Source organism: Bacterioplanes sanyensis, from assembly GCF_014652515.1.
In the GTDB taxonomy this organism is placed as follows: Bacteria; Pseudomonadota; Gammaproteobacteria; order Pseudomonadales; family Oceanobacteraceae; genus Bacterioplanes; species Bacterioplanes sanyensis.
Window position 1 is genome coordinate 1 of the sequence record NZ_BMYY01000006.1, and the last position, 24,492, is coordinate 24,492.

At 54.7% G+C, this 24,492-nt stretch carries 25 protein-coding genes; 15 read left to right on the top strand and 10 right to left on the bottom strand.

All coding sequences use genetic code 11. From position 1 onward, the window contains the following. Positions 1 to 167: 167 nt before the first annotated feature. The 4 genes from IE090_RS10110 to pomA form a co-directional block, all read right to left on the bottom strand. Positions 168 to 893: a 16S rRNA (uracil(1498)-N(3))-methyltransferase gene (locus IE090_RS10110; protein ID WP_189388266.1), complete on the bottom strand. Its 726-nt coding sequence runs from the start codon at positions 891 to 893 to the stop codon at positions 168 to 170. Between the two features lie 94 nt (positions 894 to 987). Beyond that, positions 988 to 1,563: a PilZ domain-containing protein gene (locus IE090_RS10115; RefSeq protein WP_189388267.1), complete on the bottom strand. Its 576-nt coding sequence runs from the start codon at positions 1,561 to 1,563 to the stop codon at positions 988 to 990. Positions 1,564 to 1,592: 29 nt separating this feature from the next. Further along, entirely contained in the window at positions 1,593 to 2,567 is a 975-nt protein-coding gene (locus IE090_RS10120) for a flagellar motor protein MotB (RefSeq protein ID WP_229815682.1), read from the bottom strand. Continuing rightward, positions 2,567 to 3,325, bottom strand: a complete 759-nt coding sequence (pomA, locus tag IE090_RS10125; RefSeq protein ID WP_189388268.1) for a flagellar motor protein PomA — start codon at positions 3,323 to 3,325, stop codon at positions 2,567 to 2,569. The genes IE090_RS10120 and pomA overlap by 1 nt, the downstream gene beginning before the upstream one ends. 254 nt (positions 3,326 to 3,579) lie before the next feature. On the opposite strand from pomA, the gene IE090_RS10130 reads away from it, so the two are divergent. The 4 genes from IE090_RS10130 (at position 3,580) to nosR (ending at position 8,078) form a co-directional block, all read left to right on the top strand. Then, positions 3,580 to 3,825 carry an exodeoxyribonuclease VII small subunit gene (locus IE090_RS10130; protein WP_189388269.1) on the top strand — a complete coding sequence of 82 codons (246 nt, stop codon included), beginning with the start codon at positions 3,580 to 3,582 and terminating at the stop codon, positions 3,823 to 3,825. After that, positions 3,822 to 4,700 carry a polyprenyl synthetase family protein gene (locus tag IE090_RS10135; protein WP_189388270.1) on the top strand — a complete coding sequence of 293 codons (879 nt, stop codon included), beginning with the start codon at positions 3,822 to 3,824 and terminating at the stop codon, positions 4,698 to 4,700. Before IE090_RS10130 ends, IE090_RS10135 begins: the two co-directional genes overlap by 4 nt. A gap of 89 nt (positions 4,701 to 4,789) precedes the next feature. Beyond that, positions 4,790 to 6,643, top strand: coding sequence for a 1-deoxy-D-xylulose-5-phosphate synthase (gene dxs / locus IE090_RS10140; protein WP_189388271.1), 1,854 nt, complete (start codon positions 4,790 to 4,792; stop codon positions 6,641 to 6,643). Positions 6,644 to 6,710: 67 nt separating this feature from the next. After that, on the top strand, positions 6,711 to 8,078 hold the full coding sequence (gene nosR / locus IE090_RS10145; protein ID WP_189388272.1) for a response regulator c-di-GMP phosphodiesterase, NosR family: 1,368 nt from the start codon (positions 6,711 to 6,713) through the stop codon (positions 8,076 to 8,078). On the opposite strand, the gene ribA is transcribed toward nosR, so the two are convergent. Further along, positions 8,054 to 8,665, bottom strand: a complete 612-nt coding sequence (ribA, locus tag IE090_RS10150; protein ID WP_189388273.1) for a GTP cyclohydrolase II — start codon at positions 8,663 to 8,665, stop codon at positions 8,054 to 8,056. The two genes, nosR and ribA, sit on opposite strands and share 25 nt — an antisense overlap. Positions 8,666 to 8,801: 136 nt before the next feature. Between ribA and IE090_RS10155 the strand changes: the two genes are divergently transcribed. Next, complete coding sequence (locus tag IE090_RS10155) at positions 8,802 to 9,476, top strand: zinc metallopeptidase (RefSeq protein WP_189388274.1); 675 nt, start codon at positions 8,802 to 8,804, stop codon at positions 9,474 to 9,476. 50 nt (positions 9,477 to 9,526) lie between these two features. On the opposite strand, the gene IE090_RS10160 is transcribed toward IE090_RS10155, so the two are convergent. After that, positions 9,527 to 10,786, bottom strand: a complete 1,260-nt coding sequence (locus IE090_RS10160) for a DUF4374 domain-containing protein (RefSeq protein WP_189388275.1) — start codon at positions 10,784 to 10,786, stop codon at positions 9,527 to 9,529. A 15-nt stretch (positions 10,787 to 10,801) separates the two neighbouring features. Then, positions 10,802 to 12,946: a TonB-dependent receptor plug domain-containing protein gene (locus tag IE090_RS10165; RefSeq protein WP_189388276.1), complete on the bottom strand. Its 2,145-nt coding sequence runs from the start codon at positions 12,944 to 12,946 to the stop codon at positions 10,802 to 10,804. A 543-nt stretch (positions 12,947 to 13,489) separates the two neighbouring features. Here IE090_RS10165 and rpsF point away from each other — a divergent pair. From rpsF to IE090_RS10200, 7 genes are all read left to right on the top strand, one after another. Next, a complete protein-coding gene (gene rpsF, locus IE090_RS10170) occupies positions 13,490 to 13,933 on the top strand; it encodes a 30S ribosomal protein S6 (RefSeq protein ID WP_189388277.1) in 444 nt (147 codons plus the stop codon). A gap of 14 nt (positions 13,934 to 13,947) precedes the next feature. Next, complete coding sequence (rpsR, locus tag IE090_RS10175; protein WP_189388278.1) at positions 13,948 to 14,178, top strand: 30S ribosomal protein S18; 231 nt, start codon at positions 13,948 to 13,950, stop codon at positions 14,176 to 14,178. Between the two features lie 69 nt (positions 14,179 to 14,247). After that, a complete protein-coding gene (locus IE090_RS10180) occupies positions 14,248 to 15,108 on the top strand; it encodes a hypothetical protein (RefSeq protein ID WP_189388279.1) in 861 nt (286 codons plus the stop codon). A gap of 26 nt (positions 15,109 to 15,134) precedes the next feature. Further along, positions 15,135 to 15,581, top strand: a complete 447-nt coding sequence (rplI, locus tag IE090_RS10185) for a 50S ribosomal protein L9 (protein WP_189388280.1) — start codon at positions 15,135 to 15,137, stop codon at positions 15,579 to 15,581. 118 nt (positions 15,582 to 15,699) lie between these two features. Beyond that, the gene (gene dnaB / locus IE090_RS10190; RefSeq protein WP_189388453.1) at positions 15,700 to 17,073 is read left to right on the top strand and encodes a replicative DNA helicase; all 1,374 of its coding nucleotides are present in this window, start codon (positions 15,700 to 15,702) and stop codon (positions 17,071 to 17,073) included. 42 nt (positions 17,074 to 17,115) lie between these two features. Next, the gene (locus IE090_RS10195) at positions 17,116 to 17,742 is read left to right on the top strand and encodes a GNAT family N-acetyltransferase (RefSeq protein ID WP_189388281.1); all 627 of its coding nucleotides are present in this window, start codon (positions 17,116 to 17,118) and stop codon (positions 17,740 to 17,742) included. Beyond that, on the top strand, positions 17,739 to 18,266 hold the full coding sequence (locus IE090_RS10200) for a GNAT family N-acetyltransferase (protein WP_189388282.1): 528 nt from the start codon (positions 17,739 to 17,741) through the stop codon (positions 18,264 to 18,266). Before IE090_RS10195 ends, IE090_RS10200 begins: the two co-directional genes overlap by 4 nt. Before the next feature lie 107 nt (positions 18,267 to 18,373). Here the strand turns inward: IE090_RS10200 and IE090_RS10205 are convergent, their stop codons facing one another. Continuing rightward, positions 18,374 to 18,586 carry a CPXCG motif-containing cysteine-rich protein gene (locus tag IE090_RS10205; RefSeq protein WP_189388454.1) on the bottom strand — a complete coding sequence of 71 codons (213 nt, stop codon included), beginning with the start codon at positions 18,584 to 18,586 and terminating at the stop codon, positions 18,374 to 18,376. A gap of 105 nt (positions 18,587 to 18,691) precedes the next feature. Between IE090_RS10205 and IE090_RS10210 the strand changes: the two genes are divergently transcribed. Beyond that, positions 18,692 to 19,531, top strand: a complete 840-nt coding sequence (locus IE090_RS10210) for an N-acyl homoserine lactonase family protein (protein WP_189388283.1) — start codon at positions 18,692 to 18,694, stop codon at positions 19,529 to 19,531. 23 nt (positions 19,532 to 19,554) lie between these two features. Here the strand turns inward: IE090_RS10210 and IE090_RS10215 are convergent, their stop codons facing one another. Beyond that, the gene (locus IE090_RS10215; RefSeq protein WP_189388284.1) at positions 19,555 to 21,528 is read right to left on the bottom strand and encodes a TonB-dependent copper receptor; all 1,974 of its coding nucleotides are present in this window, start codon (positions 21,526 to 21,528) and stop codon (positions 19,555 to 19,557) included. A gap of 166 nt (positions 21,529 to 21,694) precedes the next feature. Between IE090_RS10215 and IE090_RS10220 the strand changes: the two genes are divergently transcribed. Together IE090_RS10220 and IE090_RS10225 are read left to right on the top strand one after the other, a co-directional pair. Next, positions 21,695 to 22,705, top strand: coding sequence for a type I glyceraldehyde-3-phosphate dehydrogenase (locus IE090_RS10220; protein ID WP_189388285.1), 1,011 nt, complete (start codon positions 21,695 to 21,697; stop codon positions 22,703 to 22,705). 110 nt (positions 22,706 to 22,815) lie between these two features. Further along, complete coding sequence (locus IE090_RS10225; protein WP_189388286.1) at positions 22,816 to 23,979, top strand: phosphoglycerate kinase; 1,164 nt, start codon at positions 22,816 to 22,818, stop codon at positions 23,977 to 23,979. Positions 23,980 to 24,027: 48 nt separating this feature from the next. On the opposite strand, the gene IE090_RS10230 is transcribed toward IE090_RS10225, so the two are convergent. Beyond that, positions 24,028 to 24,474: a GNAT family N-acetyltransferase gene (locus tag IE090_RS10230; protein ID WP_189388287.1), complete on the bottom strand. Its 447-nt coding sequence runs from the start codon at positions 24,472 to 24,474 to the stop codon at positions 24,028 to 24,030. Positions 24,475 to 24,492: the final 18 nt, after the last annotated feature.

Sequence of the window (24,492 nt, forward strand, 5' to 3'; positions counted from 1 at the left end):
GTAGGTCATCGTCAAGCTCTTATCCTAAAGCCCCGATAGCTAACGCTGTCGGGGCTTTTTCTTGTCTGCGATTAATTAAAAGCCCCGCCAGCTCGCGCTGATGGGGCTTTTTGTGTTGAGTGGTGTGGGAAAATCTGAGCCGAGCTTATTGGAAATGGCCCTCGGCGTTAGAAGTCGCCCCATTGGTATTGCAGCACTGCCAGCGCTGCCAGTGCGGCGGTTTCTGTGCGCAACACTCGTGGGCCTAGCGTCAAACCGTCAAAGCCGTGTTGCTGGCATTGGCGTATCTCTTCTTCGGTAAATCCACCCTCTGGGCCAACCAGTAACGCCAATGAGTTGGGTGCTGTTTGTTCACGGAGGGGCTTTTGATTGTGAGGGTGGAGCACCAGCTTAGATTCAGCTTGGGTTGCTTCTGTCCATTGGCTCAGAGTTTTCGGCGGGTGGATCGTTGGTACTCGACAGCGCCCTGATTGCTCGCATGCTGATTGAGCAACTTTTTGCCAATGCTCGCATTTCTTTTGCAGACGTTCCTGATTCAGTCGCACTTCACAGCGCTGGCTCCATAAGGGCGTAATTTCCGAAATGCCAAGTTCAGTGGCTTTTTGAATGGTGAAGTCCATGCGCTCACCTTTGGAGATTACTTGCCCTAGGTGCAAAGTGAGCGCTGGCTCTGGCTCTTGGCGTACAACACGAGTAATTTCCGCGGTTGCACTTTTTTTGCTGGTGGAGTGCAGCTGAGCTTCATATTCTTGGCCTTGGCCATCAAACAGCAGCAGAGGTGCACCTGGCCCCATACGCAATACCCGCACTAGGTGAGCCACAGCGGACTCGCTCAGTTCAATCATCTTTTGTTTGCCGATTGGCGAGGGGTGAAAAATACGTGGAGTAGCCATAGTGACTCTTGCTTGAACAACAGAACCCCTATGGTAACAAACTTTGAGACTGTGGCTGTGTCAATGCTCAGTGCTGATCTGTGATGACGTGAGATCACTCAGCGTCATCGCGATGCTCCTGATGGCGCGCCTTCAAGTTGCGATTTTGCAGCTGAAATAGATGTTGAATGATGATTTCCTGCTCCGCTTCAGTGAGCCCTTCAAAGTCGACTCGCACACGATATGGACGTTCGTCTTCATCGGACGATTCGATATCTACCACCCGGCCGCTGAGTTCGAGATTGGCATTGGATGGTTTGAGCTGCATGTTCAGCAATAAGTGATGATCCCGCTCCAGCGGTTCGGCAGTATTAAATGCCATACCACAGGCACTGAGGTTGATGCGTGTGCGGGCTTCACTTTGGCTGAGAGAGCGTTGCTTGTTGCTTTGGCCAGCACCCAGTGCCAGCAAGTTAAGTTTTTGATTTAGCAGATCTGCCAGCCGCGACACTTGTGGGCTGTGTGATTTGATCTGATAAATCAGGGTGCCAATTTCCTGTTCGATTTGCTGCAGCTCACTCTTTACCTGGTTGGTATGGTGCACCAGCTCAGATACTTCATCTCGGCTAAGTACTTGGAAATCTAGGATAACCTCGTCATCTAGGCGAAAATAGCGGCGTCTCTCTTCCATTGTTGACTGTCACTCCTTAGCGAGCTGAATTAAAAGATTTCACTGGGTTCGAGCTCAAAGTCCTCTGGCCGAGCGTTTACCGCATCTTCAACGCGCTCATCTTCTGGCTCTATTTCGGGGACATTGTCATCGTCGCCGGGTTTGCTGCGCAAAATAACAATCTCGACTCGACGGTTGCGTGCCCGAGATTCAGCATCCAGGTTTTCAACCAAGGGCTGCTTATCTGCATGGCCAACAATTTGAAAGCGTGAGGCGTCTAGTTCTGGAGCGATAAACAACTCTTCAGCAAAGGCGGCCGCGCGCGCCGTAGATAAGCTCCAGTTGGTTCTGAATGGGCCGCCGCTAATCGGGATGTCGTCGGTATGTCCCTCCACCGAAATGCGGCCTGGCACGGTAACCAGTACCTCGCGGATTTTGTCGATCACAGGTAAAAAGCGGTCCTCAATAAAGTCTGAGCCAGAACGAAACACTCCGCGTTGTTGTATGCGGATGATGATCTTCTTACCTGAGGTCTCAATTTCGACCTGGCCGCGGGCTATTTCACTTTCCAGCTCTTTTGCCATTTGCATGGCTTCTTGTTCGACTTCTTCGTTACTGATTTGCTCTTGCGGTACCACAATTTCACGCGTCATCTCGCCTTGATCACCCTGTCGCTCCTGCTGCTGAGTGATTTCATCTTGGCACAGAACCTCCAATGAGCTTTTGGTGATGTCGCTGGTTTTTTGCCGAATCTCATTGATCGGTGTCGGCTCGGGTATCGAAGGGCTGAAGTGGCGCGCGATCACGCTGGTCCCCTTGGGCGGGTCACTGGCGTTGATGATGGTTTGCACGCCAAACGCATTGCGCAGTTCGCCTGCCAGCCGCTTAAACTTCATCGCTTCCATTTCAGAGAAGGACAGCAGTAACACAAAGAAGCACATCAGCAGCGACATCAGGTCGGCAAAGGTCATGACCCAAGCAGCAACGCTCGGGCATTCCGGGCATTCCTCTTCTTCTTCGGCCATCAGTCATCTCCACCTGTACGTTTGCCTTCCTGAATGTACGCTTGCAGCATGGCTTCAATTACCCGCGGGTTTTGCCCTGCCTGAATGGCCAGCAATGCGTCGATGATCATCGATTTGAGCCGGTCTTCTTCGTCTTTACGCAGCTTGAGTTTATCTGCGACGGGCAGGGCAAACATATTGGCAAGCATGGCGCCATAAAGCGTGGTTAGCAGCGCTACTGCCATGGCTGGGCCAATGGCCTTGGGGTCGTCCATGTTCGCCAACATGGCCACCAGGCCAATCAATGTGCCGATCATGCCCATGGCAGGACCGACATCGCCCATTTGTTTGAAAATAGAAGCCCCCAAATCATGGCGGGCACTGGATAAGCGCACCTCTTTGACCAGCAGGGTTCTCACTACGTCCGGGTCATGGCCGTCGACCAGCAGTTGAATGCCCCGAGCGAGAAAGTCGTCACTGACTTCTTTGCCTTCGAGCGACAGCAAGCCGCCCTTACGCGCTAAGCCGGCGAGTTCGACGACCTCTTCAATGATCTGCTCTGGTTTACTGAGTTTGAACGCAAAAGCCTTGCCAGTGATCTTGATGGCACCAATGAACTGGCCCAGCTCGAACTTCATCATAACGGCAAAAAGTGTGCCGCCGAGCACGATCAAAACCGAAGGCACGTTAAAGAACATGCCGATATCGCCGCCCAGGAACATGGCCATGCCGACGATGGCAAAGGCTCCCACAATGCCAACCAGTGATGCGAGATCCACTAGCGCTCCTTTTGATTTGTGATAAATCTATGAGTTGGAGAGAGTTTAGCCAATCTTGGCGCTTGTATCTGTCTTTCCTGTATTTGCGCAGGAGTGAACAGCCTCATACTACCCTAGCCATTCGAACCTGAGTTGACCCGCCTCAGGCCGACGGTTATGTTGCCGCACCTGACAAAGCTGGCGTGCATCTTAGACGGAAAGCTCTCTTGCTGTCATAAAAGCCAGCGTTGTTCATCGGCCATGAGTAGAAAAATATGAGCGATTCAGCACAACAATTTGAATTTGAGACGGCATTGGAACAGCTAGAGCAGCTGGTGACGCAGATGGAAAGCGGTCAGCTGACGCTGGAGCAATCACTGCAGGCGTTTGAACAGGGCGTTGCCCTAACGCGCCAGTGCCAACATACCTTGTCGCAGGCGGAGCAACGAGTGCGACTATTGGTGGAGCAAAACGGTGTCAGCACAGAACAGCCTTTCCAGTTGGATGATGATGACCAATGACGTTGCAGGACACCTTGATCGAGGTACAACAGCGCTGCCAACAACAGTTGCAACAGGCTCTGACGCAACTTGATATTGGCGATCAGCGCTTAGCCGATGCCATGCACTACGGCCTTCTCAACGGCGGTAAGCGCTTGCGTCCGTTGCTGGTGTATGCCGGTGCGGAGGCTGCTGGTGCTCGCTGGGAAGACGTGGATGCCGCCGCCGTGGCGGTGGAAATGATGCACAGCTACAGCTTGGTGCACGACGACTTACCCGCGATGGATAACGACGATTTGCGCCGTGGCAAGCCCACCTGTCATATCGCTTTTGATGAAGCAGCGGCCATTCTTGCTGGTGATGCGCTGCAAGCGGCTGCCTTTGAGCACTTAGCTCAGGCCCCTGTGTCAGAGACCTTGAAACTGCGCTGGCTACAGTTGCTAGCGCGTGCGGCGGGTGCTGCCGGCATGGTAGCGGGCCAGGCCATTGATCTTGGCCATGTCGGTAAGCTGATGACTTTGGATGAGCTGCAGCGCATGCACGAGTTCAAAACCGGCGCTTTAATCACCGCAGCGTTGGAGATGGGTGCTGCAGCTGGCGATCTGTCTGAGGCGCAGGCCCAAGCGCTGCGTTTATGTGGTGATGCCATTGGCCTGGCGTTTCAAGTTCAGGATGACATTCTCGACATCGAAGGTGATACAGCAACCCTCGGCAAGCAGCAAGGCGCCGATATAGCGCGTGATAAACCCACTTATCCAGCGCTATTGGGCATTGATGGTGCGCGCCAGAAAGCGCGTGAACTGACGAACGTTGCTATTGCACAGTTGCGGCATTTACCCGGCCAGTGTCATACGCTGGAACAATTGGCGCATTACGTGATCAACCGCGATCACTGAACAGCGCTACTCAAGGTCGGGCGGAGCCGGTAGAATGTGCCACCTTTACGCCCTGACCGGCAGATTCACCGACCGGGATCACACCCCTGATGTTTACCGAAATACCTGCACAACGCCCACATACGCCGCTGTTAGACAGCATTGAGCAGCCCGCCGATATGAAATCGCTGTCGCTGCCACAGCTACAGCAGCTGAATGATGAGCTGCGCGAGTTTCTGCTTTATAGCGTTGGCCAGTCCGGCGGTCATTTTGGTGCTGGGCTGGGGGTCGTGGAACTGACCGTGGCCCTGCACTACGTCTTTAATACGCCGGACGATCGTCTGGTATGGGACGTCGGCCATCAAGCGTACCCACATAAAGTGCTGACGGGTCGCCGCGAGCAAATGACGGCCATTCGTACGGCTCAAGGGCCGGCGGCTTTTCCGGTGCGCGAAGAAAGCCCTTACGACACTTTTGGTGTTGGGCACTCCAGCACTTCTATTAGCGCCGCACTGGGTATGGCTTTGGCGTTTCGCCAGCAGCAATTGCCACGTCATGCGGTGGCCATCATTGGCGATGGTGCCATGACGGCTGGTATGGCGTTTGAGGCGCTGAATCATGCTGGCCATGAAAAAGCCGACATGCTGGTCATCCTCAACGACAACGACATGTCGATTTCGAACAATGTCGGTGCGCTTAATAAGTACTTCACCCGTATTTGGTCGAGTCGTACCTATTCCGCCATGCGTGAAGGCAGCAAAAAAGTACTGGAGAAAATCCCCGCAGCCTGGGAGTTCGCCCGCCGCACCGAAGAGCACATGAAAGGCATGGTGGCGCCTGGCACTTTGTTTGAGGAGCTGGGCTTTAACTACTACGGCCCCATTGACGGCCATGACTTAAACGAGCTGGTACTGCAGCTGCAGAACTTAAAAGACTTGCCGGGGCCGAGGTTCCTGCACGTGGTGACGCGCAAAGGCAAAGGCTTTGAGCCGGCCGAGCAAGATCCGATCAAATACCATGCCTTGAAGCCAGCATCCACAAGCGGTGGTGCTAAGCGCCCGACTTACTCCAATATTTTTGGCGATTGGTTGTGCGATCAAGCCGCGCAGGATGAGCAGTTGATGGGCATTACGCCGGCCATGCGTGAAGGCTCTGATCTGATTCGTTTCTCGCAGGAGTATCCTGATCGCTACTTCGATGTTGCCATTGCCGAGCAGCATGCGGTGACGGTGGCGGCGGGCATGGCGTGTGAAGGCAGCAAGCCAGTGGTGGCTATTTACTCGACCTTTTTGCAGCGTGCTTACGATCAGCTGATTCATGATGTCGCGCTACAGAACCTAGATGTGCTGTTTGCCATTGATCGTGCCGGCCTGGTCGGCGAAGACGGCCCCACACACCACGGTGCATTTGATCTGAGCTATTTGCGCTGCATTCCCAACATGGTGGTGATGACGCCATCGGATGAAAACGAATGTCGGCAGATGTTGCATACCGGCTACGTGTATCCAGGGCCTGCGGCAGTGCGCTACCCACGTGGCAGTGGCCCAGACGCTGAGCTGCAAACTGAGATGGCTCCCTTGCCCTTGGGCAAAGGCGTTGTTCGACGTCAGCGCCAAGCGGGTGCAGGTGGCGTTGCGGTATTGGCGTTTGGCGCGCCGCTGTCGTTAGCGTTGGAAGCCGCACGCGAGCATGACATCACAGTGGTGGATATGCGCTTCGTCAAGCCGTTGGATGAAGCTCTGGTACTGCAGATGGCGCAGCAACACGACCGGCTCGTAACGTTGGAAGAGAACGTCATTGCTGGTGGCGCTGGTAGTGCGGTATTGGAGTGTTTAGCCCGTCATGGCAATACGACGCCAGTGACCACCCTAGGCTTGCCTGATCGCTTTATTGAACACGCCAGCGTGGCGCAGCAAAAAGCGGATGCTGGCCTAACCTTGGAGCGCTTGCTGGCGGTGTTGTAAACCAGCATCAGTGGCCATGCCTGATCAGCTATGCTGACAGCAATGTTAATCATCGCTGGAGAAGGCAATGTCGTTGGATGCAAGCGCTGAAAAACAAGGCCATGTATTGATCGTTGATGATGAAGAGGCGGTATGTCAGTCGTTGAAGCGGCTGCTGCGTCGCCACTACGCGGTTAGCACCGCCGCGAGTGGCGCCGAGGCCATTGAGCTGTTGGATGCGGCCTCCTTCGACGTGATTCTCTCAGATATGCGCATGCCAGGCATGAGTGGTGCTGATCTGTTAGCGCACTGTCGCCAGCATTACCCCGATATGATTCGCATTTTGGTGACGGGCTATTCCGACTTGGAATCTGCCGTGCGCGCCATCAACGAAGGGCAAATTTATCGCTACGTTGCCAAGCCATGGGATAACGACGAGCTGCGCCAGCTGGTGGCGGAGGCGGTTGAAATTCGTACCTTGCGCAGTGCCAACCAGTCCCTCAATCAACATATTGTTCATCAAAATGACGAGCTGGCACGTCTGAACCAGCAACTGCAGAACAGCAATGAGCAGCTGGAGGCGAAGGTCGGTGAGCGCGAGCAGCAGCTGTTAGCCTCTAATCGCAAGCTGCGCGAGGATATGCGTTCGGTGCTCCATATGTTGGTGTCGCTGATTGAGCATCGCATTGGCGGCGAGCGCGGTACCAGTGCTAAGGCGGCGCACCTAGCGCGGGAGTTCGCTCGTGATGCTGACATGAGTCGACCGGAGCGGGAGGATCTCTACATTGCTGCCCTGCTGCGTGACATTGGCAAGGTACCCATGTCGGATCAGGTGATGAGTAAGTCGCTGACGCAGATGAGCATCAGTGAGCGTCAGGAGTATGCCCGTTTTCCTGAGTGGGGGCAGTCGATGTTGATGATGTATGAGCCTTTGGCGGGGGCTGCCAATATCATTCGCTCGCATATGGAGCTGTACAGCGGCAAAGGCTTTCCCGACAAGCTCACTGGCGCTGCGATTGCGCGCTCTGCCCGTGTGCTGCGCATTGTCGCCGATTATGTCGATTTGCAGCACACCCATAACTTTCTGGGTGAAACCCTGGAGCCGGCAGAAGCGCAGCAATACCTGTTAAAAATGGCTGGGCAGCGTTACGACCGTGAGTTAGTGGACATTTTTATGGAGGTGCTAGAGCGGGTCGATGGCCGCTTTGCGCCTAAGCAGGTGCGTTTACCGATTGCTGAAGCTCAGGCCGGCATGGTACTGAGTGGACCGCTGGTATCCCCTGCAGGTGTGGTGCTGTTATCTGAGGGCACCTGCCTAACTGAGCACCATATTCGCAAGCTACAGGAGCTGATGGTGCAGTTTGAGGGCCACGATATCGCCATTCATATTCATAATGATGATCCCGCGGCACCGTCGCACAAGGGGGAAAATCAGCCTTCGGGCTCGTCGTCCTGATGGCTGAGCATATGGCCAAGCTTGCTGGCTTTGGTCGCCAGGTAGGCATCGTTATGCGGGTTGCGGCCAACCTCTAGCGCCACGCGTTCGACCACATCCACCCCGGCGGATGACAGTGCTTTAACTTTGCGCGGATTGTTGGTCATCAGTCGAATGGCGTCGATCTGTAAGTGCGACAACATCGGCTGGCACATGCTGTAGTCGCGCATATCGGCGCCAAAGCCCAACTGCTCGTTGGCTTCTACGGTATCGGCGCCCTGATCTTGCAGGTTGTAAGCACGAATCTTGTTTAGCAGGCCGATGCCCCGTCCTTCTTGGCGCAAATATAAGATCACGCCGCGCCCAGCCGCCGACACTGCCTGCAAGGCGGCTTCTAGTTGATAGCCACAATCACAACGCATGCTGTACAGTGCATCGCCAGTCAGGCATTCAGAATGAGCGCGCGCCAATACCGGCTCGCCATTGCCAATATCGCCCATGGTCAGAGCGACGTGTTCTTTGCCGGTGGCGGTTTCTTCAAAGCCGTGCATGGTAAACACACCAAAGGGCGTGGGCAGTTTGGATGAAGCGACGTAGCGGATGTTCAAGGGCGTTTCCCTCAGGGGTCAAACAGGGCGCGTCATATTACCAGCGACGTCGTTGTAATCCTACGTCGAGATTGATTGTTCCGGCATTCAAATCAGACCGTTACCATAGAGGCATGTTCAATAACGGGTGGCAGCGATGATTTGGCTGATTCTTGTGTTGCTGATCTTGGCGCTGCTACTGGGCCCGAGCTGGTGGGTGCGGCGGGTGATGCAACGTCACAGTGGTGAGCGAGCCGATTTTCCGGGCAACGGTGGCGAAATGGCACAGCACCTTATTAACAAGCTGCAGCTAAACGGTGTGGGCCTAGAAGGCACTGAGCACGGCGATCATTACGACCCCAGTGCGCGCATGGTGAGGTTGTCGAAAGATAACTTAAGCGGCAAGTCGCTCACCGCAGTGGCCGTGGCGGCACATGAGGTGGGCCATGCCATGCAACACGCGCAAGGCGAGTCGCTGTTTCGATTGCGTACCTTGCTGGCCCATGTGGCTCTGTGGTCAGAGCGCATCATTCCGGTATTGCTGTTGGCGCTGCCGTTGTTGGCTTGGTGGCAGCCAGGGTTGTCACGCTGGAGTCTTATTTTGGCCATTGCGGCGATGTTGATTTCAACCTTGGTGCATTTGGTGACCCTGCCGGTGGAATGGGATGCCAGCTTTGGCAAAGCGCTGCCTTGGCTGCAACAGGGGGGCTATTTAAGTGAGCAAGATATGCAAGGGGCTAAGCAGATATTGCGTGCTGCAACACTGACGTACGTTGCTGGCTCGTTAATCAGTTTGCTGAACGTCTGGCGCTGGTGGCGCTATTTTAGATAGCGGCCGGTAAAGTCGGCCGCTGTATGGCTGTTTTAAGCGCTGCAGTTTTCTTACAGGTCGTAAAAGCCTTTGATGGTTTTACCGACAATTTTAGCGCCTTTGGTCGCTACATTGGTGGCCACGTCGTATTCGTAAACGTGTGCGCCGTCTGGCGTTTCAATGCTCAGGTAGACCTTGCCGTCGATGACTTCCAATGGCGATGTCCAGCGTTTTTGATGCATCGGCACACCTTCCACGTCGGTGACGGTTTGTTCTTCCAGGTCGATCAGTACCAGCTTCATGGTGTGGAAGTCTTTGCCAAACGCCGACCAAGAAACCTGATCGGCGGCTTCGTTAGCGGTCAGAATGCGTGCTAATACCTTGTTGCCACCGATAGACGAGAACCAGAAGATTCGTCCGCCGTCGGTTTTTTCACTGATATTGAGGAAGTAGTCGGCGTCGAACTCGGTTTCGCCGCTATTAATGCGCAAAATACCGGACGGCGTTTCTGAGTTGCTGCTGAAACCTGCCGCAATGGCGCCCACGCCACCATGAGACATGGTGTAAATGTCGCCGTTTTCCAGGCGAATCATATTGGTGGGGTTGCCGTTAACGCCAATGTGGCCAGTGCGCTCATCGCTGATAATTTTCAGTGGCTCGGCGTTGTCGGTCAGTGGGTAATCGTACACCGCGACAAAAGCGGTATCTTGCTCGTCAGTGCGATAGTTAGTGCCGCCGGCGCTGTCGTCCCATTTATGGAATGCAACAAACAATTTATCGCCTTCGACTGCCAGACCGGAAGCCGCGGCGACGGTGCCTTCACCGCGCACACCGGTGTCTTTATGGTGAATGGTGTAAGACGTTTTTGCGGTTGCCTGACCGGTTTGCGCATCCAGTGTATACAACACGCTGGGAACATGAGCGCCGCTGCGTGGCTGGTCTGTCGCTAGCAATGTCTCGCTGCCAATGTGACCAAAGACTTCCGGCGTTTCGTCAAACAAGAAGGTATTAATTTTTTCCAGATCGCCGCCATCGTTGGCTTGGTAAGCGTTCATTTCCTTATTGCCGTAACCGGAAATAAATAAGGTATCACCAACGGCGTAGTAGAAGTTCCAGCTGGTTTGCTCGTAGCCAGCGCCTTGTGCCGAAATGGCGTCGGTTTTGAGATCTTCTTGTTGAATTAAGTATTCGATCTGGTCAGCAGAGTTAGACGCCGATACTTTAAATGACATGGTAATTGGATCACCGCTGTTGTCGCTACTGCTGCTATCGCTGCCACAGCCTGTCATGGCGGCCAATACGGCCAAGGTTAATGCGCTTCTCTTAAACATGGTTCTTCCTCTTAGTTAGTAGGCAAAACGGACTTTGACGTAATAGGCTCGACCCGGCTTTTGGATTTTGAAGTTGTCATACAGTGCTTCGTCGGTGAGGTTGCTGACGGTGAGCGAGGCGCTCATGTCGATGTTCGACAGCACGTATTCCAGCTCCAGGTCGTAGGAGGTTTGTGATGGGATTTTGTCTTTTTGATCTTTATCGCCATCGCTTTCCCAGCGCAGGTAATATTCATTAACGAAGCGGCTGGTGGCATAAATAGAAATTTTGTCGAAATTATCGCGATGATGCGTCCAACCCAGGCGTGCGTTGGCAAAAAAGTAAGGTGTGTTGGGAATTCGATCACCGCGATGCAAATTCTCCGAGCCGTCGAAATCCTGCGGTGTTTGGTCGGTGATGTCCTGGTAGGTCATATTGACGTGGGCGCTGTAGCTGTCTTGGTAATCGACCGTGGTCGACAGCTCTAAGCCTTTGGCTAGGACTTCGCCTAAGTTTTCGTAGCGGCCGCGAATGACCTCGGACGGGTTGTAATAAATAAAGTGACTGGCGTCGCGATGAAAGGCGTTTATCTCTGCACCTAAATACCAGGCATTGAGCATGGCGCCATAGTTGGCGCTGAGGTTGGTGTTGGTGCTTTGCTCCGGTTCTAACTCAGGGTTTGGCAATACAAACTGACCGTTGCCGAGCATCTCGTTGGGCTCGGCGATGCGGTAGGCTTTTTCACGTGAAAATTTAACCGTGGTGCTGTCCCAGGGTTGATATTGCAACGCTAGGCCGAAGCCGTTGGCACTGCCGGTTTCTTTGCTGGTGACAAAGCGTTGGTTGAAACTTTCTGTGCGTACTGAACTGACTTCTCCTTCATAGACGTAGTGCTTCCAAAACACCGTGCTGCGCAAGCGCTCATCAAAAAATGTCTGGCTGCTATCTAGGGCGAATACGCTCTTGGTGAGCTGATTGGTACCGGCTAATAGGGTGGAGTCGGGTTGCAGTGAGTCATCGCCGGAGCGGTCGGTGCGATTAAACGACAAAGCACTGCCAAGGCTGAACTGATCGGTTAGGTGATAGCGGCCAGAAAAGTTGGCGCGCAGTAAATCGTCGCTGACGGTTAAGCGGCTGCGATTGCCCACTTCGCCCAGTTGCTCACTTCTTGGTGTGTAAGAGCCATCCCACTGATAACGGCGCGACGCGGTATCGACATAGGACTCGTCGACTTGGCCCTTGAGCAAATAGCTGGTGAGGGCAAAGTCATCGCCGCTGAATTTATACACCAGGGTCGACAACCAAGTGCGGTTGGTGCTGTGGTACTGGCCATACACCTGATTCACCGTGGTGGTGGGGTGCTGCAGCTCGTTGCGGTTCACTGCGCTGGTTAGGCCCAGTGATAATTCATCGGCCCAGGTACGATGGCCCAGCCCCAACTTGGCACTGAGCATGTGTGAGCGGTAGGCGTCATGAAAACGGCGCACGCTGCCGCTTTGTTGCACGTTGCCTAGCTCGTCGGTGACCGGTGCATTATCGATTTCGTAGTCATTATCCGAGTGGTTAAAAAAGCCACTGAGGCGTGCAAATGCACCGCTCTTGCTATGACTGTGTTGACTGTTAAAAGAGCTGCGCAAGGTATTAAAGGAGCCGTAGCTGGCGGCGCCGTTAAAGTAATCTTCATTGCCTGCCGGGGTAATAATATTTACCGCACCGCCCAGAGCGTCGGCACTGAGCGAAATGGGTACGACGCCTTTGTACACATCCAAGCGCTCGGCCACGTTAACGGGCAGATCGCCAATGCGCAGCGCGCTGCCGAACGCTTCCATCGGAATGCCATCGAGAAAATAGCGCACTTGGTTGCCCGACAAACCGTTAATCGACAGCTCTGAGTCCGATCCCAGTGCGCCGCGCTGGCGGACAATAATGCCGGGGCTGCTATTGAGAATTTGCTGCAAGTCTTTGCTGAAGTTAAAAAACTCCGCCGTATCGATGGCACTCAGGTTGAACCCGGTGTCTGCCACGTCGATGGAAGTTTCAGGGGCACTGCCTGAAGTGACGGTGACGGTTTCTAAATCAGCATGGCCGGGCTCTTTCGCCGTCACGTGGGTAGCAGCGCCGAGCACGGGCAAGCACAGGCAGGACAGCAGTTGATGTACAGACAGGCGAGAAGATGGCATTGAGCGACAGCCCCAATCAGTCAAATTAGGGCTGAGGAGTTTAATACAAAGACTTATGCAAATGATATAGATTATCGTTTATATTTTGAGCGAAAGAACGCCAAGCTTACGCTTGATCATGTTGCAGTCACAGCGAAGGCCGTTGTGCATTAAAGCCAAGCCTGGGGCACCTCTGATTTAGGCGTAATGAGTGAGGCAAGCGGGTGGCGATAGGGATAAAAAAAGCGCCGGCCACCCTCATAGCCAGCGCAGATCATCAGCACAACTGATACGGCATAGCCTACGTCAGTTGCGCGTGGCAAGCCTGTGACGGGATGTCGCAGCTCTGTGACCGAGCGTATATTTTAGGGCGAATGGAAAGCGCCACTGCAAAGCGTTGTTGGCAGCCGAGATCTTCATAAAGAGCACAGGGTGGTTATTTATTGAACCGCTATGAGCCTTCTGCTACTATCCGCAGCCCTTTATCTGCCGCTGGCTTGCCGGCGGCAGACTCCTTGCCTTACCGGATGGGCCGGAAGGCTATAAACCCATAAGGAGTTGACAATGCGTCACTACGAAATCGTTTTTCTGGTACACCCAGATCAAAGCGAACAAGTACCAGCCATGGTAGAGCGTTACACCAACAGCATCGAAGGTGCTGGCGGTAAAATCCACCGTTTCGAAGACTGGGGTCGTCGTCACCTGGCATACCCAATCAACGACATCCATAAAGCACACTACATTCTGATGAACGTTGAATGTTCACAAGAAGTGCTGGATGAGCTGACTACTAACTTCCGTTACAACGATGCGGTTCTGCGTAACATGGTTATTCGTCGCGATGAAGCTGTGACTGAGCTGTCACCAATCAAAGCGGCTGAAAGCCGTGAAGATCGTCGCCGCGAAGCTCGCAGCGAAGAGCGTGCAGCTGAGCCAAAAGCTGAAGAAGCCGCGGACGCTACTGAAGCGAACGCAGAAGAATCTACTGCTGACGAAAGCGCAGAGTAATAGGAGTTTTAGTCATGGCACGTTTTTTCCGTCGTCGTAAGTTCTGCCGTTTCACCGCTGAAGGTGTTTCTGAGATCGACTACAAAGATCTGGATACTCTGAAAGGCTACATCACTGAAACTGGCAAAATCGTACCAAGCCGTATCACTGGTACCCGTGCTAAGTATCAGCGTCAGCTGTCTACTGCGATCAAGCGCGCGCGCTACATCGCATTGCTGCCGTACACGGATCAGCACGACAAGTAAGTTCTAAGCTGCCTGCGCCGTTCACGGCGTCAGCCGCGTCAACGTAGGCAGCGAATTAGGATTTTAGTGATGAAAGCACTGGCTCAATGGGCCATGTCCGGTCGCACACAGGCAACTGTGGTGGCCGGAGTTGCGTTAGCCGTGCCGCTAGCCTTCTGGGTGGGTGCGGCCATCATTGCGTTGGTGATTCTGCGTCAGGGCCTGAGCGAAGGTAGCCAGGTATTGATGTGGGCTTCGCTACCAGCCATTACTTGGCTGGCCATGGGGGATCCAACCCCCTTGCTGACGGCACTGGGAACAGCGCTGTCGGCCTTGGTTTTGCGCAATGCCATACGCTTAGATTGGGCGATCAGTGCCACCGTGCTGTTTGGTATCGGTGTGTATGTGAGCCTGCCGTTGTTGATGTCAGAGGTAATGCCTCTGGTGGTCAGCAACAGCGAAGCCGCAGTGGCGGAGGCGTTAAAAAGTCAGCCTGAAGCGTTGGCCCAAGTCACGCCCTTCGTAGCCCCCTTGATCAGTGGTGGGCTGGCGGCACTGTTTGTACTGATCATTAACCTGTGTCTGTTATTGGGACGCTACTGGCAGAGTGCCTTATACAACCCAGCTGGGTTTGGCACTGAATTTAAGCAGTTGCGGTTGCCCGCGGCAGTGGCAGTACCAAGTGTGTTGGTGCTGTTGATGGCCGGGCAGTTACAGCCTCAGTTCGCCGGGCTGGTGCCGATTTTAACGGTGCCTTTGTTTCTGGCTGGGCTGGCGCTTATCCATGGCGCGGTCGCGAAAACCGCTGCCAGTCCGATTTGGTTGACGGTCACCTACCTCAGCCTGCTGTTCTTCGGGCCATACATGTACACATTACTAATTTTCGTAGCGTTGCTGGACAGTCTGATGGACATCCGTGCGCGACTAAAAGACACGGCGTCGGATGATTAACCGCGCCCTGTAATGAGGAATTGAAGATGCAAATTATTCTGCTGGAAAAAATCGCCAAGCTGGGCGAACTGGGTGAGCAAGTAACCGTTAAGCCAGGTTACGCGCGCAACTTCCTGTTCCCACAAGGTAAGGCCGTACCTGCCACCAAAACAAACGTTGCTGAGTTTGAAGCACGTCGCGCTGATCTTGAAAAAGCCGCTGCTGAAAAACTGGCAGCTGCTGAGTCACGCAAAGAGAAAATCGAAGAAATCGAATTGTCTGTTGCCGTTAAAGCGGGCGATGAAGGCAAGCTGTTCGGTTCTCTGGGCAACCGTGACATCGCTGAGCTGGCGTCAGAAGCAGGCGTTGAACTGGCGAAAGCCGAAGTTCGTATGCCACAAGGTCCTATTCGCAACGTTGGCGAATACGACATTGCTATCCACCTGCACGCAGAAGTGGAAGCGACTCTGAAGCTGCACGTTGTAGCTGAATAAGTCGTTCTGTCACGGCCATGAGTCGTGACAGATGATGCAGGAAAAGGCACTATTGGGCTGCCCCAATGGTGCTTTTTTTTGCCTTTCATTTTCCCATCACTTGGTGATCGACACGGTTATGAACGACGAGCACGAAAGCGCATCTCTGCGTACCCCACCGCATTCCGTTGAAGCTGAGCAATCTGTGTTAGGCGCATTGATGCTGGACGAACGCGCCTGGGAGGATGTGTCCGAAAGTCTCGACGACAACGATTTTTATCGCCATGACCATCGGCTGATATTCCGCGCCATTACCCATTTGGTGTCGCAAGAACAGCCACTTGATGTGGTCACGGTGGCCGAAGAGCTGGAAGAGCGCTCGCAGCTGGAAAAAGTTGGCGGTGCGGCTTACTTGAGTCAGCTGGTTGATATGACGCCAGCCATCGACAACTGCGCCGCTTACGCCACCATTGTGCGCGAGCGGGCGCAGCAACGGCGCTTGATCGAAGCCGCCAGCGACATGATGCAGCGTGCCTACGAGCCCGACGGTGCCGACTCGCTCACCTTGCTGTCGGATGCGGAAAAGGCGATTGCACAAATTGCCGAAGGCAACCGCAAAGACGGTGGCCCGCAAGTCGTGGGGCCAATCCTTAAGAACACCCTCGATCAGCTCGATGAAATGTTCAACCAGCCCGACGGCCTAACCGGCATCACCACGGGCTTTACCGACATCGATTCGCGCACCTCCGGGCTGCAAAAGGCGGATTTAGTCATTGTCGCCGCGCGTCCATCCATGGGTAAAACCACGTATTCGATGAACCTGGTGGAAAACGCCTTGTTGGCCACCAAGCGCCCATGCTTGGTGTTCAGTATGGAGATGCCGTCGGAATCCATCGTCATGCGGATGCTGTCGTCGCTGGGGCGCATCGACCAGTCCCGTATTCGTAGTGGCAAGCTGATCGAAGAGGATTGGCCCAAGCTGTCGGCGGCGGTCAATATGCTCAAAGATTTACCGCTTTACATCGATGACACACCGGCACTGACGCCGCAAGAGATGCGTGCCCGGGCGCGTAAGGTGTATCGCGAAAACAACAATGACTTGGGCATGATCATGGTCGACTACCTGCAGCTGATGCGGGTGTCAGGGCCATCTGAAGGCCGGACGCAAGAGATCTCAGAAATCTCGCGCACACTGAAAGCCATTGCGAAAGAATTTAACTGCCCGATGGTGGCGCTATCGCAGTTGAACCGATCGCTGGAACAACGGCCTAACAAGCGTCCAGTGATGTCTGACTTGCGTGAATCGGGCGCCATCGAGCAGGACGCCGATATCATTCAGTTCATTTACCGCGATGAAGTGTACAACGAAGATACGCCCGATAAAGGCGTGGCGGAAATCATCACAGGTAAGCACCGTAACGGCCCGATTGGCAGCGATCGACTGGCCTTTATTGGTAAATACACCCGCTTTGAAAATCTGGCGCACGGTTATGGCGGTGACGACGAATATTAATGCGTCGCCGCGGTGCCAGATCAGTCTACCAATAGGAATCGCATGAAGTTTACTCCCGAATTGTCCTTTGCCGGCGGCCGGGTGCGTCCGCTAGAGGCGAGCGACATCGCCGCCATCATTGAGCTGTATCAGCACCCCGAGTTGCCTGGCCAGCGGCCATTGGACCCGCAATCAGAGCAAGCGCAGCAGCAAATCGAACGCATGATCGAGTTGAGCGTGCAAATGGCGGCCACCCAGCGCGGCATGATGTGGGCGCTGGAAATCGACGGCCAGTTGCTGGGTCTGGTCAGTGCTTACGATTGGCAGCCTTCGGCATTGCGCACCATGTTGCGAGTGGATGGCTTACCGGCTTTGCAAGATGAACATCGCGCCGCCGCTTTGCAGGTCTGTATGGACTTCTTGGCCAGCAAGTATCACCTGCGCAACTTTGGCTATCAGTGGGTGGCTGGGCAGGCTGAGGCCATTAAAGCCATGCTGCAGCAGCTCGGTTTTGAGCATACCGCCACCTTGCGCGATGGCTGGCGCTGCAGCGATAATCGCTTTGCCGATGTTGAGCAGTTTCATCTGCTGCGCTCGGAGGCCAAGCCTGTGCCAGGGCGTTTGGGCGAGCAAGATAACCCGGGTCAAAACCTAGAAAAATCTTTCCACGCACCGGGGGAATCATCATGAATTGGAATTTTACCGCGGGCGATTTTCAGCTGCGCTTACCGGTCACGGATGAAGACGGCGATGCCGTCTATGAGCTGCTCAAAGACGCCAGCCGCCGCGCCCATTTGCCGGCCTTGCCCCTCGATGTGAGCGCTCAAGCACTGGATGATTTGCGCCGCTGGGCACTGCGTTTTCAATCGCGTGAAGCCGCCTGCTGGCTAATCGAACAGCAAGGCCAGCTGCGTGGCCGCATTGGCTTGCAGCACATCAACTGGATGACGCTGTCGGCGCAGTTGTGGTGGGAGCTGGATGACGACTTGGCGCTCGCCGATATGCAGCAAGTCGTGCCGGCAGTCGTGGCGTTTTGCCATCGTGAGCTGGGGCTGCACCGCATCGAAGTGCGCCTGCGCCGCGAGGCGACGAGGCATCTAGAGCTGGCCCAGGAACTGGGATTTGTTCATGAAGGCTATTTGCCAGCGCAGCTGGAGTTTGAAGGCGACAGTGTGGATTTGGAGCTGTTCAGTCAATTAGCGGCGCGCGTTTAGCGCTCTGGCTTCGTTCTGTCGCGTGCCAATGGAGCCACCATTACCGGCGAGGCACGCCTCGCCAGAGAACTTGGATGGCCCACTGCAAGCATGTGAACTCCTGACTACTAAGCCTCGTTTTCATCACGCACATTAACCAGGATGTCGCCGTCCCAGTCTTGCTCAACGCTGACCACCATGGGCCGGCAGCATACCTGGCAGTCTTCAATGTACTCTTGCTGCGGCTCGGATGGGTCGACCAAAATGGTCAACGGCTCGCCGCAATAGGGGCAGTGAATCCCATGCTCTTGTTGCTGGTGTAATTCAGGTGGTTGCTCCATCATGTGCTCCGCGATGTGGGGCGTGTTTCAATACGCGCCGTGGGGTTGATGTCTTAAATTGGATAACCCAATCTGGGCCTTCATTCTTATCGCATGGAGGCTCCAATGCGTGCTTTAGTTCCTTTTCTTTGTGCTTGCCTGGCTTGGTCGAACGCCCAGGCTCAACTAGGTTTATCGGTGCAAGTGCTTGATTGCGGCACCTTAGTCAGTCGCAATGTCTCCATGTTTAATAGCAACATAGAAACCGGCACGGAAAAAGTCTTGGCCAACAGCTGCTATCTGGTACGCCACCCAGAGGGCACACTGCTATGGGACACCGGCATGACTGATGAGCTGGCGAAGTTGCCCGATGGCAAAGAGATGTGGGATGGCGCCTTTCACGTGTCGATGACAAAAACCTTATTGGGCCAGCTGCAAGAGCAGGGCGTGAGCCCGGAGCAAATCGACTATTTAGCGCTGTCGCACCTGCACTCGGATCACACGGGCAACGCCAATGCCTTTGCTAAATCCACTTGGTTGGTGCAACGCAGTGAGCACAAGGTGTCGACGGGTAAAAAAGCGCGCCAATACGGTTTTAAGCAAGGCGATTACAACCGTCTGCGCAAGGTGAAAAAACTCAATGGCGATCACGATGTGTTTGGCGACGGCTCGGTGGTGATTGTGCGCACCCCTGGGCATACCCCGGGCCATCAATCGCTGCTGCTGAAGCTAGAACAGCATGGTCCTGTGGTGCTGAGTGGTGATTTGTACCATTTTCAGCGCAATCACGATGAGCGCGCAGTGCCATCTTTTAATGCCGATGCCGGTGATACCCGCGCTTCCTTCGATAAACTCGATGAGCTGATTAAAGAAACCGGAGCCGAGCTGTGGATTCAGCATGACAAGCCCCAGTTTGATCGCTTGATGGCGGGCGGCACCGGCGAGCAGCCCGGGCTGTACTTTTAGCTCTGGAGGTCTAGCTCTGGAGTCTAAAACTGCCACTCGCCTTTCAGCCAAGCGGTGCGGCCCGGTTCATTTACTCGAGTGGTGACGGTGTAGTCGGCAAGCTCAGCGCCGGCCTTGGATAAGTGCTCGCCATAGGCACGGTCAAACAGGTTATCGATGCCAGCGCTTAAGGTAACTGCCGCTAGCGGTTGCCAGCTGGCATTGACGGACAGCACGGCAAAGCCAGGCGTTTTGCCAATGTCCTGACCCACAATATTGCCTTGGCCAATGGCCACGCGATTTTGATCATCCACCAAGCGCAGTAACAGACCGCTGCTCCACTGACGAGCACGGTAGCTGAGTCCGAGGCGAGCTTCTAAAGGGGGTTGCTGCGCCAGTGGTCGGCTATCTGTGTCGTTAACGGCGTGCACCCAAGCCAGGGTGGCCAAGCCATGCCAACGATGGCTGAGCTGATACTGCCAATCACTTTCCAGGCCCCAGCTGCGGGCATCGATAGAGCGTGCGTTAGATGCAGACGCACTGACGTCAGGTAGTTGCTCAATCAGAATGTAATCTTGATGCCAGGCATAAAAAGCCGACACAGAGCCCTTAAGTTCCGCCTGTTGCCAATGGCCGCCTAAGTCAATTTGGGTGAGGTGCTCGCTGTTGACGTCAAAGGTACTGTCATGGTCGGGCTGCCCTGGGCTGCGGGTGCGCTCCCAAAAATCAGCGCTGCGTTGGCTATGGCCGATGCCGGCATAGCTGCTGAGCTGCTCATTCCAAACGCTCTGGTAACGCGCAAAACCACTCACCAGGGTTTGCTGCTGCTGATCGCCGCTGGTGCTTTTGTTGCGGCGCCGATCAAAGGCCTTGTGCTGATCAACACGGAGCCCAGCATAAAGCCCTTGCTCACCGGCTGGCTGGTATTCCAGCCACGCCCCGGCTTGCTCATGATCGATGCTGTGCTGGCGTGCGACTGTGTCTATGTCTGGGGTGTTCATCATGTGCATGGCTTTGCGCAGGCGATGGCTGTCATCCTGCCAGTTAAAGCCAAGGCTCCAGTGCTGCTGCCAATCAAACTCAAGGCGAGCACCGCGGGTCTGGCGGTCTGGGTTGCTGACCATCTTTTTGCCCGTATTCGCGCGCAGCGAAAAGTTATCCATCACATGGTCGATGTAATGGTTGTAGAGGCTCAATTGCCACTGTTGCAGAGGCCCTGATGTCGTTTGCTGTTGCCACAATAGCTGGTGATATTCGCGCTCAAAGGCGGCGCCATCCATACCGCGATCGGCGTAGCGCGCTTCGCCATCGCTGCGACTGGTGGTGAGCTGCAGCAGGCTGTGGGTGGAAGGGGTCCAACCCAGTGTCATATCGCCGCTCCAGCGCTGATAAGCCGAGTGCACCTCATTGCCGTTGCCATCTTGGTAGTTGTTGGCATCGCTGCGGCTGCCGTCCAAGCGTACGTAACCTAACGCCTGTGCACCGCTGAGGCTGACGATTTGGTCGCTGCGATCGGCACTGCCTTGCACGGCGCTGAGGTAACCGTGCAAGCCAGATTCAGGGCGCAGGTCGCGCTCAAAACGCACCACACCGGCGCTATGGCCGCTGCCATGGCGCACACTTTGCGGCCCTTTCATGACCACCACGTCATCGTAGGCGGCGGGGTAGATGTAAGCGGTGGGTGGATCCATGCGGCCGCCACAGCCGCCGAGCAGAGTATCGCCATCCACCAAGATGCCAAGACGCGAGCCGGCCATGCCACGCAATACTGGGTCGCCATCGGCACCCCCTTTGCGAATCACACTAAAGCCAGCAATGGTTTTTAACAGATCGGCACCGTCGTGCGCCGGGATGGGCTGGCGCGCGGCTTTGGGGTCCGTTGACACCTGCAACGCCGTCTCTGAGCTGGGGGCGGTAATCACCACCGGGCTAAGATCGGTGTGTGCCGTGGCCAGCAAAGGAGCAACAATGAGTGGAAAACCAAGCATGAGGGGAAAGCTAAGATAAGTGCCGCGCATAAATAGGATCCGCCAATAAAAACGGCGCCACTATAAAAAAACAGCGCCGAGCTGGCGTGTGACAGGGTGTCGCAGTAAGACGCAGAAGCTTGCGCTAAATCAAGGGTGCTTTACCTGACACGGTCTAATCCCCGACAATGATGGCCTGCTTAATAAGGTGAACAGTATGACCACGCGCATCGCCATCAATGGCTTTGGCCGTATTGGCCGCTGCATTCTTCGCGCCCTCTATGCCAACGGCTATCGCCAGAACCTTCAGGTGGTGGCCATCAACGAGCTGGCGGACATCGACTCCATCAGCTACATGCTGCGCTACGACAGCACCCATGGCCGCTTCCCGGGTACCGTCAGTGTGGCGGATGAACGCCACTTGATGGTCAATGGCGATCGCATTTGCATGCGCCACGAAGCCGACCCGCAGCAACTTGACTGGCAGGCGTTAGATATCGATCTGGTGTTGGAGTGCAGCGGCCAGATCAAATCCCGTGCCGAGGCCGAGGTGCACTTGCAGCGCGGTGCGCGCAAGGTGCTGATTTCTAACCCGGCCGATGCCGATGTGGATAACACCATTATTTATGGCCTTAACCATGACACCCTGACCGAGGAGCAGCGCATCGTTTCTAACGGTTCATGCTCAACCAACTGTTTATTGCCCATTTTGACGGTGTTAGATGAAATCTGGGGCATTGAAGCTGGGGTCACCACCACCATTCATTCGGCCATGAATGATCAACCCGTGATAGATGCTTATCACTCGGATTTGCGTCGTACCCGTGCCGCGGGGCAAAGCATTATTCCCGTCGATACCGGCCTGCCTAAGGGCATCGCGCGCTTACTGCCACATTTGGATGGCCGCATGGAAAGCCTGCATGTGCGGGTGCCGACCATTAATGTGTCGGCGTTGGATTTGAGTTTGCAGCTCAGGCAAGCGGTCACGGTGGAAGCGGTGAATGAGCAGCTAACGCGTGCTGCCGAGCAGCGTTTTCCTGGGGTGTTGGGCATTGCCAACGAAGCTCACGCCTCCATCGACTTTAATCAGGACCCACGCTCGGGGGTGGTGGATGCCACCCAAACTCGGGTCAGCGGCGAGCGTTTGCTGAAGTTGTTGGTGTGGTTTGATAACGAGTGGGGCTTTGCCAATCGCATGTTAGATACCGCCGAGTGCATGACGCGCTGACCGTCTTGCCTGCGTCATTCGCGGCCTCAGTACTGGGGCCGCTCTTGCCTTGCTGCTATACTCCCGCCCCGATTTTGACCATCTGCCAAGCGGCAATTGATGAGGTAGCTATGACTGTTTTGAAAATGACCGACCTCGACTTGAAGGGCAAGCGGGTTCTGATTCGTGAAGATCTGAATGTGCCGGTAAAAGACGGCAAGGTAACGTCCGATGTGCGCATTCGTGCCTCATTGCCGACCATTCAGCACGCGCTGGAGGCCGGTGCCAAAGTCATGGTGATGTCTCACTTGGGCCGCCCGACGGAAGGCGAATACGCCGATGAGTTTTCCATGCAGCCTGTGGCTGAGCATATAGGCGGTTTGCTGGGTCGCAGCGTTAATGTGATTAAAGATTTCTCTGCCGGCATCGACGTGGCCGACGGTGAGTTGGTACTGCTGGAAAACGTACGCTTTAACCCAGGCGAGAAAAAAGACACAGACGAGTTGGCCCAAGCGTATGCGGCTTTGTGTGACGTGTTTGTGATGGACGCCTTTGGCACAGCGCACCGTGCTCAAGCCTCGACGCACGGCGTGGCCAAGTTTGCCCCAGTTGCTTGCGCTGGCCCACTGCTGGCGGCGGAGTTGGATGCCTTGGGCAAAGCGCTGGATAAGCCGGCACGCCCTCTGGTGGCGATTGTTGGTGGCTCTAAGGTATCGACCAAATTGGAAGTGCTGGAAAGCCTGTCTGACATCTGCGATCAAATCATCGTCGGTGGCGGCATTGCTAATACCTTCTTGGCTGCGGCTGGCAAGCCAGTGGGCAAATCTTTGTACGAAGCGGATTTAATTCCGGCGGCAAAAAAACTGATGGAAAAAGTCTCCATTCCTGTGCCGACGGATGTGGTCTGTGGCAAAGAGTTTTCTGAAAGCGCTGAAGCGATGCTGAAGTCGGCTGATGACGTGGCCGAAGACGATATGATTTTTGATATCGGCCCGGATTCTGCCAAGGCACTGGCGGAGCAGTTAAAAGAAGCCAACACCATTATCTGGAACGGTCCGGTGGGCGTATTTGAATTTGACCAGTTTGGCGAAGGCACGAAAGCGCTGTCATTGGCCATTGCTGAGTCGGATGCTTTCTCCATTGCGGGCGGTGGCGATACCTTGGCGGCGGTGGATAAGTATGAAATTGCCGAGCAGGTGTCTTATATTTCAACCGGCGGCGGTGCTTTCTTGGAGTTTGTTGAAGGCAAAACTTTGCCCGCGGTAGCTGTATTGGAGCAGCGTGCTAAAGGCTAAATTTGCGTTACATTATGGTTGAAAAAAGCCGGCGATTTCGCCGGCTTTTTATTGGTTAGAAAGCGCTATTTGCGCCAGCATATCTTCGCCATCGTCATCCATACCGACTTCGATAAAACCAAAGCTGGCGTAAAAATGCTTCGCTACAGGGTTGTTGGGGTTATAGCAGATTTCGATGTAGGAAAGATTGGAATCTTGCTGGATTTCCTGCAAAGCCAATGTCATTGCCTGGCGGCCAATGCCCTGACGCTGATGTGCTTGATCCACCATAAAGCGATAGATGGAGACCTTGTTAGGCGATTCATAAACCCACATAAAAAAACCCACGGCTTCATCGTTTAGATAAATGCCCCGAGTAATGTGGCCATCATTGTAGGCCGCCTCCACCAATGACCACATATTGCAGGCCACAAAGGCTTCCTGCTCGGGAGCGACATCCAGGTCGCAAATCGCTTCATAGTTGTCGGCTGTAACTGGGCGTAAAGACAGTGTCATACGCATTTCCATTAAAAG

Coding starts and splice junctions, on each gene's coding strand:
- IE090_RS10110 (WP_189388266.1), bottom strand. CDS start 893: ATGGCTACTCCACGTATTTTTCACCCCTCGCCAATCGGCAAACAAAAG.
- IE090_RS10115 (WP_189388267.1), bottom strand. CDS start 1,563: ATGGAAGAGAGACGCCGCTATTTTCGCCTAGATGACGAGGTTATCCTA.
- IE090_RS10120 (WP_229815682.1), bottom strand. CDS start 2,567: ATGGCCGAAGAAGAAGAGGAATGCCCGGAATGCCCGAGCGTTGCTGCT.
- IE090_RS10130 (WP_189388269.1), top strand. CDS start 3,580: ATGAGCGATTCAGCACAACAATTTGAATTTGAGACGGCATTGGAACAG.
- IE090_RS10135 (WP_189388270.1), top strand. CDS start 3,822: ATGACGTTGCAGGACACCTTGATCGAGGTACAACAGCGCTGCCAACAA.
- dxs (WP_189388271.1), top strand. CDS start 4,790: ATGTTTACCGAAATACCTGCACAACGCCCACATACGCCGCTGTTAGAC.
- nosR (WP_189388272.1), top strand. CDS start 6,711: ATGTCGTTGGATGCAAGCGCTGAAAAACAAGGCCATGTATTGATCGTT.
- IE090_RS10155 (WP_189388274.1), top strand. CDS start 8,802: ATGATTTGGCTGATTCTTGTGTTGCTGATCTTGGCGCTGCTACTGGGC.
- IE090_RS10160 (WP_189388275.1), bottom strand. CDS start 10,786: ATGTTTAAGAGAAGCGCATTAACCTTGGCCGTATTGGCCGCCATGACA.
- IE090_RS10165 (WP_189388276.1), bottom strand. CDS start 12,946: ATGCCATCTTCTCGCCTGTCTGTACATCAACTGCTGTCCTGCCTGTGC.
- rpsF (WP_189388277.1), top strand. CDS start 13,490: ATGCGTCACTACGAAATCGTTTTTCTGGTACACCCAGATCAAAGCGAA.
- rpsR (WP_189388278.1), top strand. CDS start 13,948: ATGGCACGTTTTTTCCGTCGTCGTAAGTTCTGCCGTTTCACCGCTGAA.
- IE090_RS10180 (WP_189388279.1), top strand. CDS start 14,248: ATGAAAGCACTGGCTCAATGGGCCATGTCCGGTCGCACACAGGCAACT.
- rplI (WP_189388280.1), top strand. CDS start 15,135: ATGCAAATTATTCTGCTGGAAAAAATCGCCAAGCTGGGCGAACTGGGT.
- dnaB (WP_189388453.1), top strand. CDS start 15,700: ATGAACGACGAGCACGAAAGCGCATCTCTGCGTACCCCACCGCATTCC.
- IE090_RS10195 (WP_189388281.1), top strand. CDS start 17,116: ATGAAGTTTACTCCCGAATTGTCCTTTGCCGGCGGCCGGGTGCGTCCG.
- IE090_RS10200 (WP_189388282.1), top strand. CDS start 17,739: ATGAATTGGAATTTTACCGCGGGCGATTTTCAGCTGCGCTTACCGGTC.
- IE090_RS10205 (WP_189388454.1), bottom strand. CDS start 18,586: ATGGAGCAACCACCTGAATTACACCAGCAACAAGAGCATGGGATTCAC.
- IE090_RS10210 (WP_189388283.1), top strand. CDS start 18,692: ATGCGTGCTTTAGTTCCTTTTCTTTGTGCTTGCCTGGCTTGGTCGAAC.
- IE090_RS10215 (WP_189388284.1), bottom strand. CDS start 21,528: ATGCGCGGCACTTATCTTAGCTTTCCCCTCATGCTTGGTTTTCCACTC.
- IE090_RS10220 (WP_189388285.1), top strand. CDS start 21,695: ATGACCACGCGCATCGCCATCAATGGCTTTGGCCGTATTGGCCGCTGC.
- IE090_RS10225 (WP_189388286.1), top strand. CDS start 22,816: ATGACTGTTTTGAAAATGACCGACCTCGACTTGAAGGGCAAGCGGGTT.
- IE090_RS10230 (WP_189388287.1), bottom strand. CDS start 24,474: ATGACACTGTCTTTACGCCCAGTTACAGCCGACAACTATGAAGCGATT.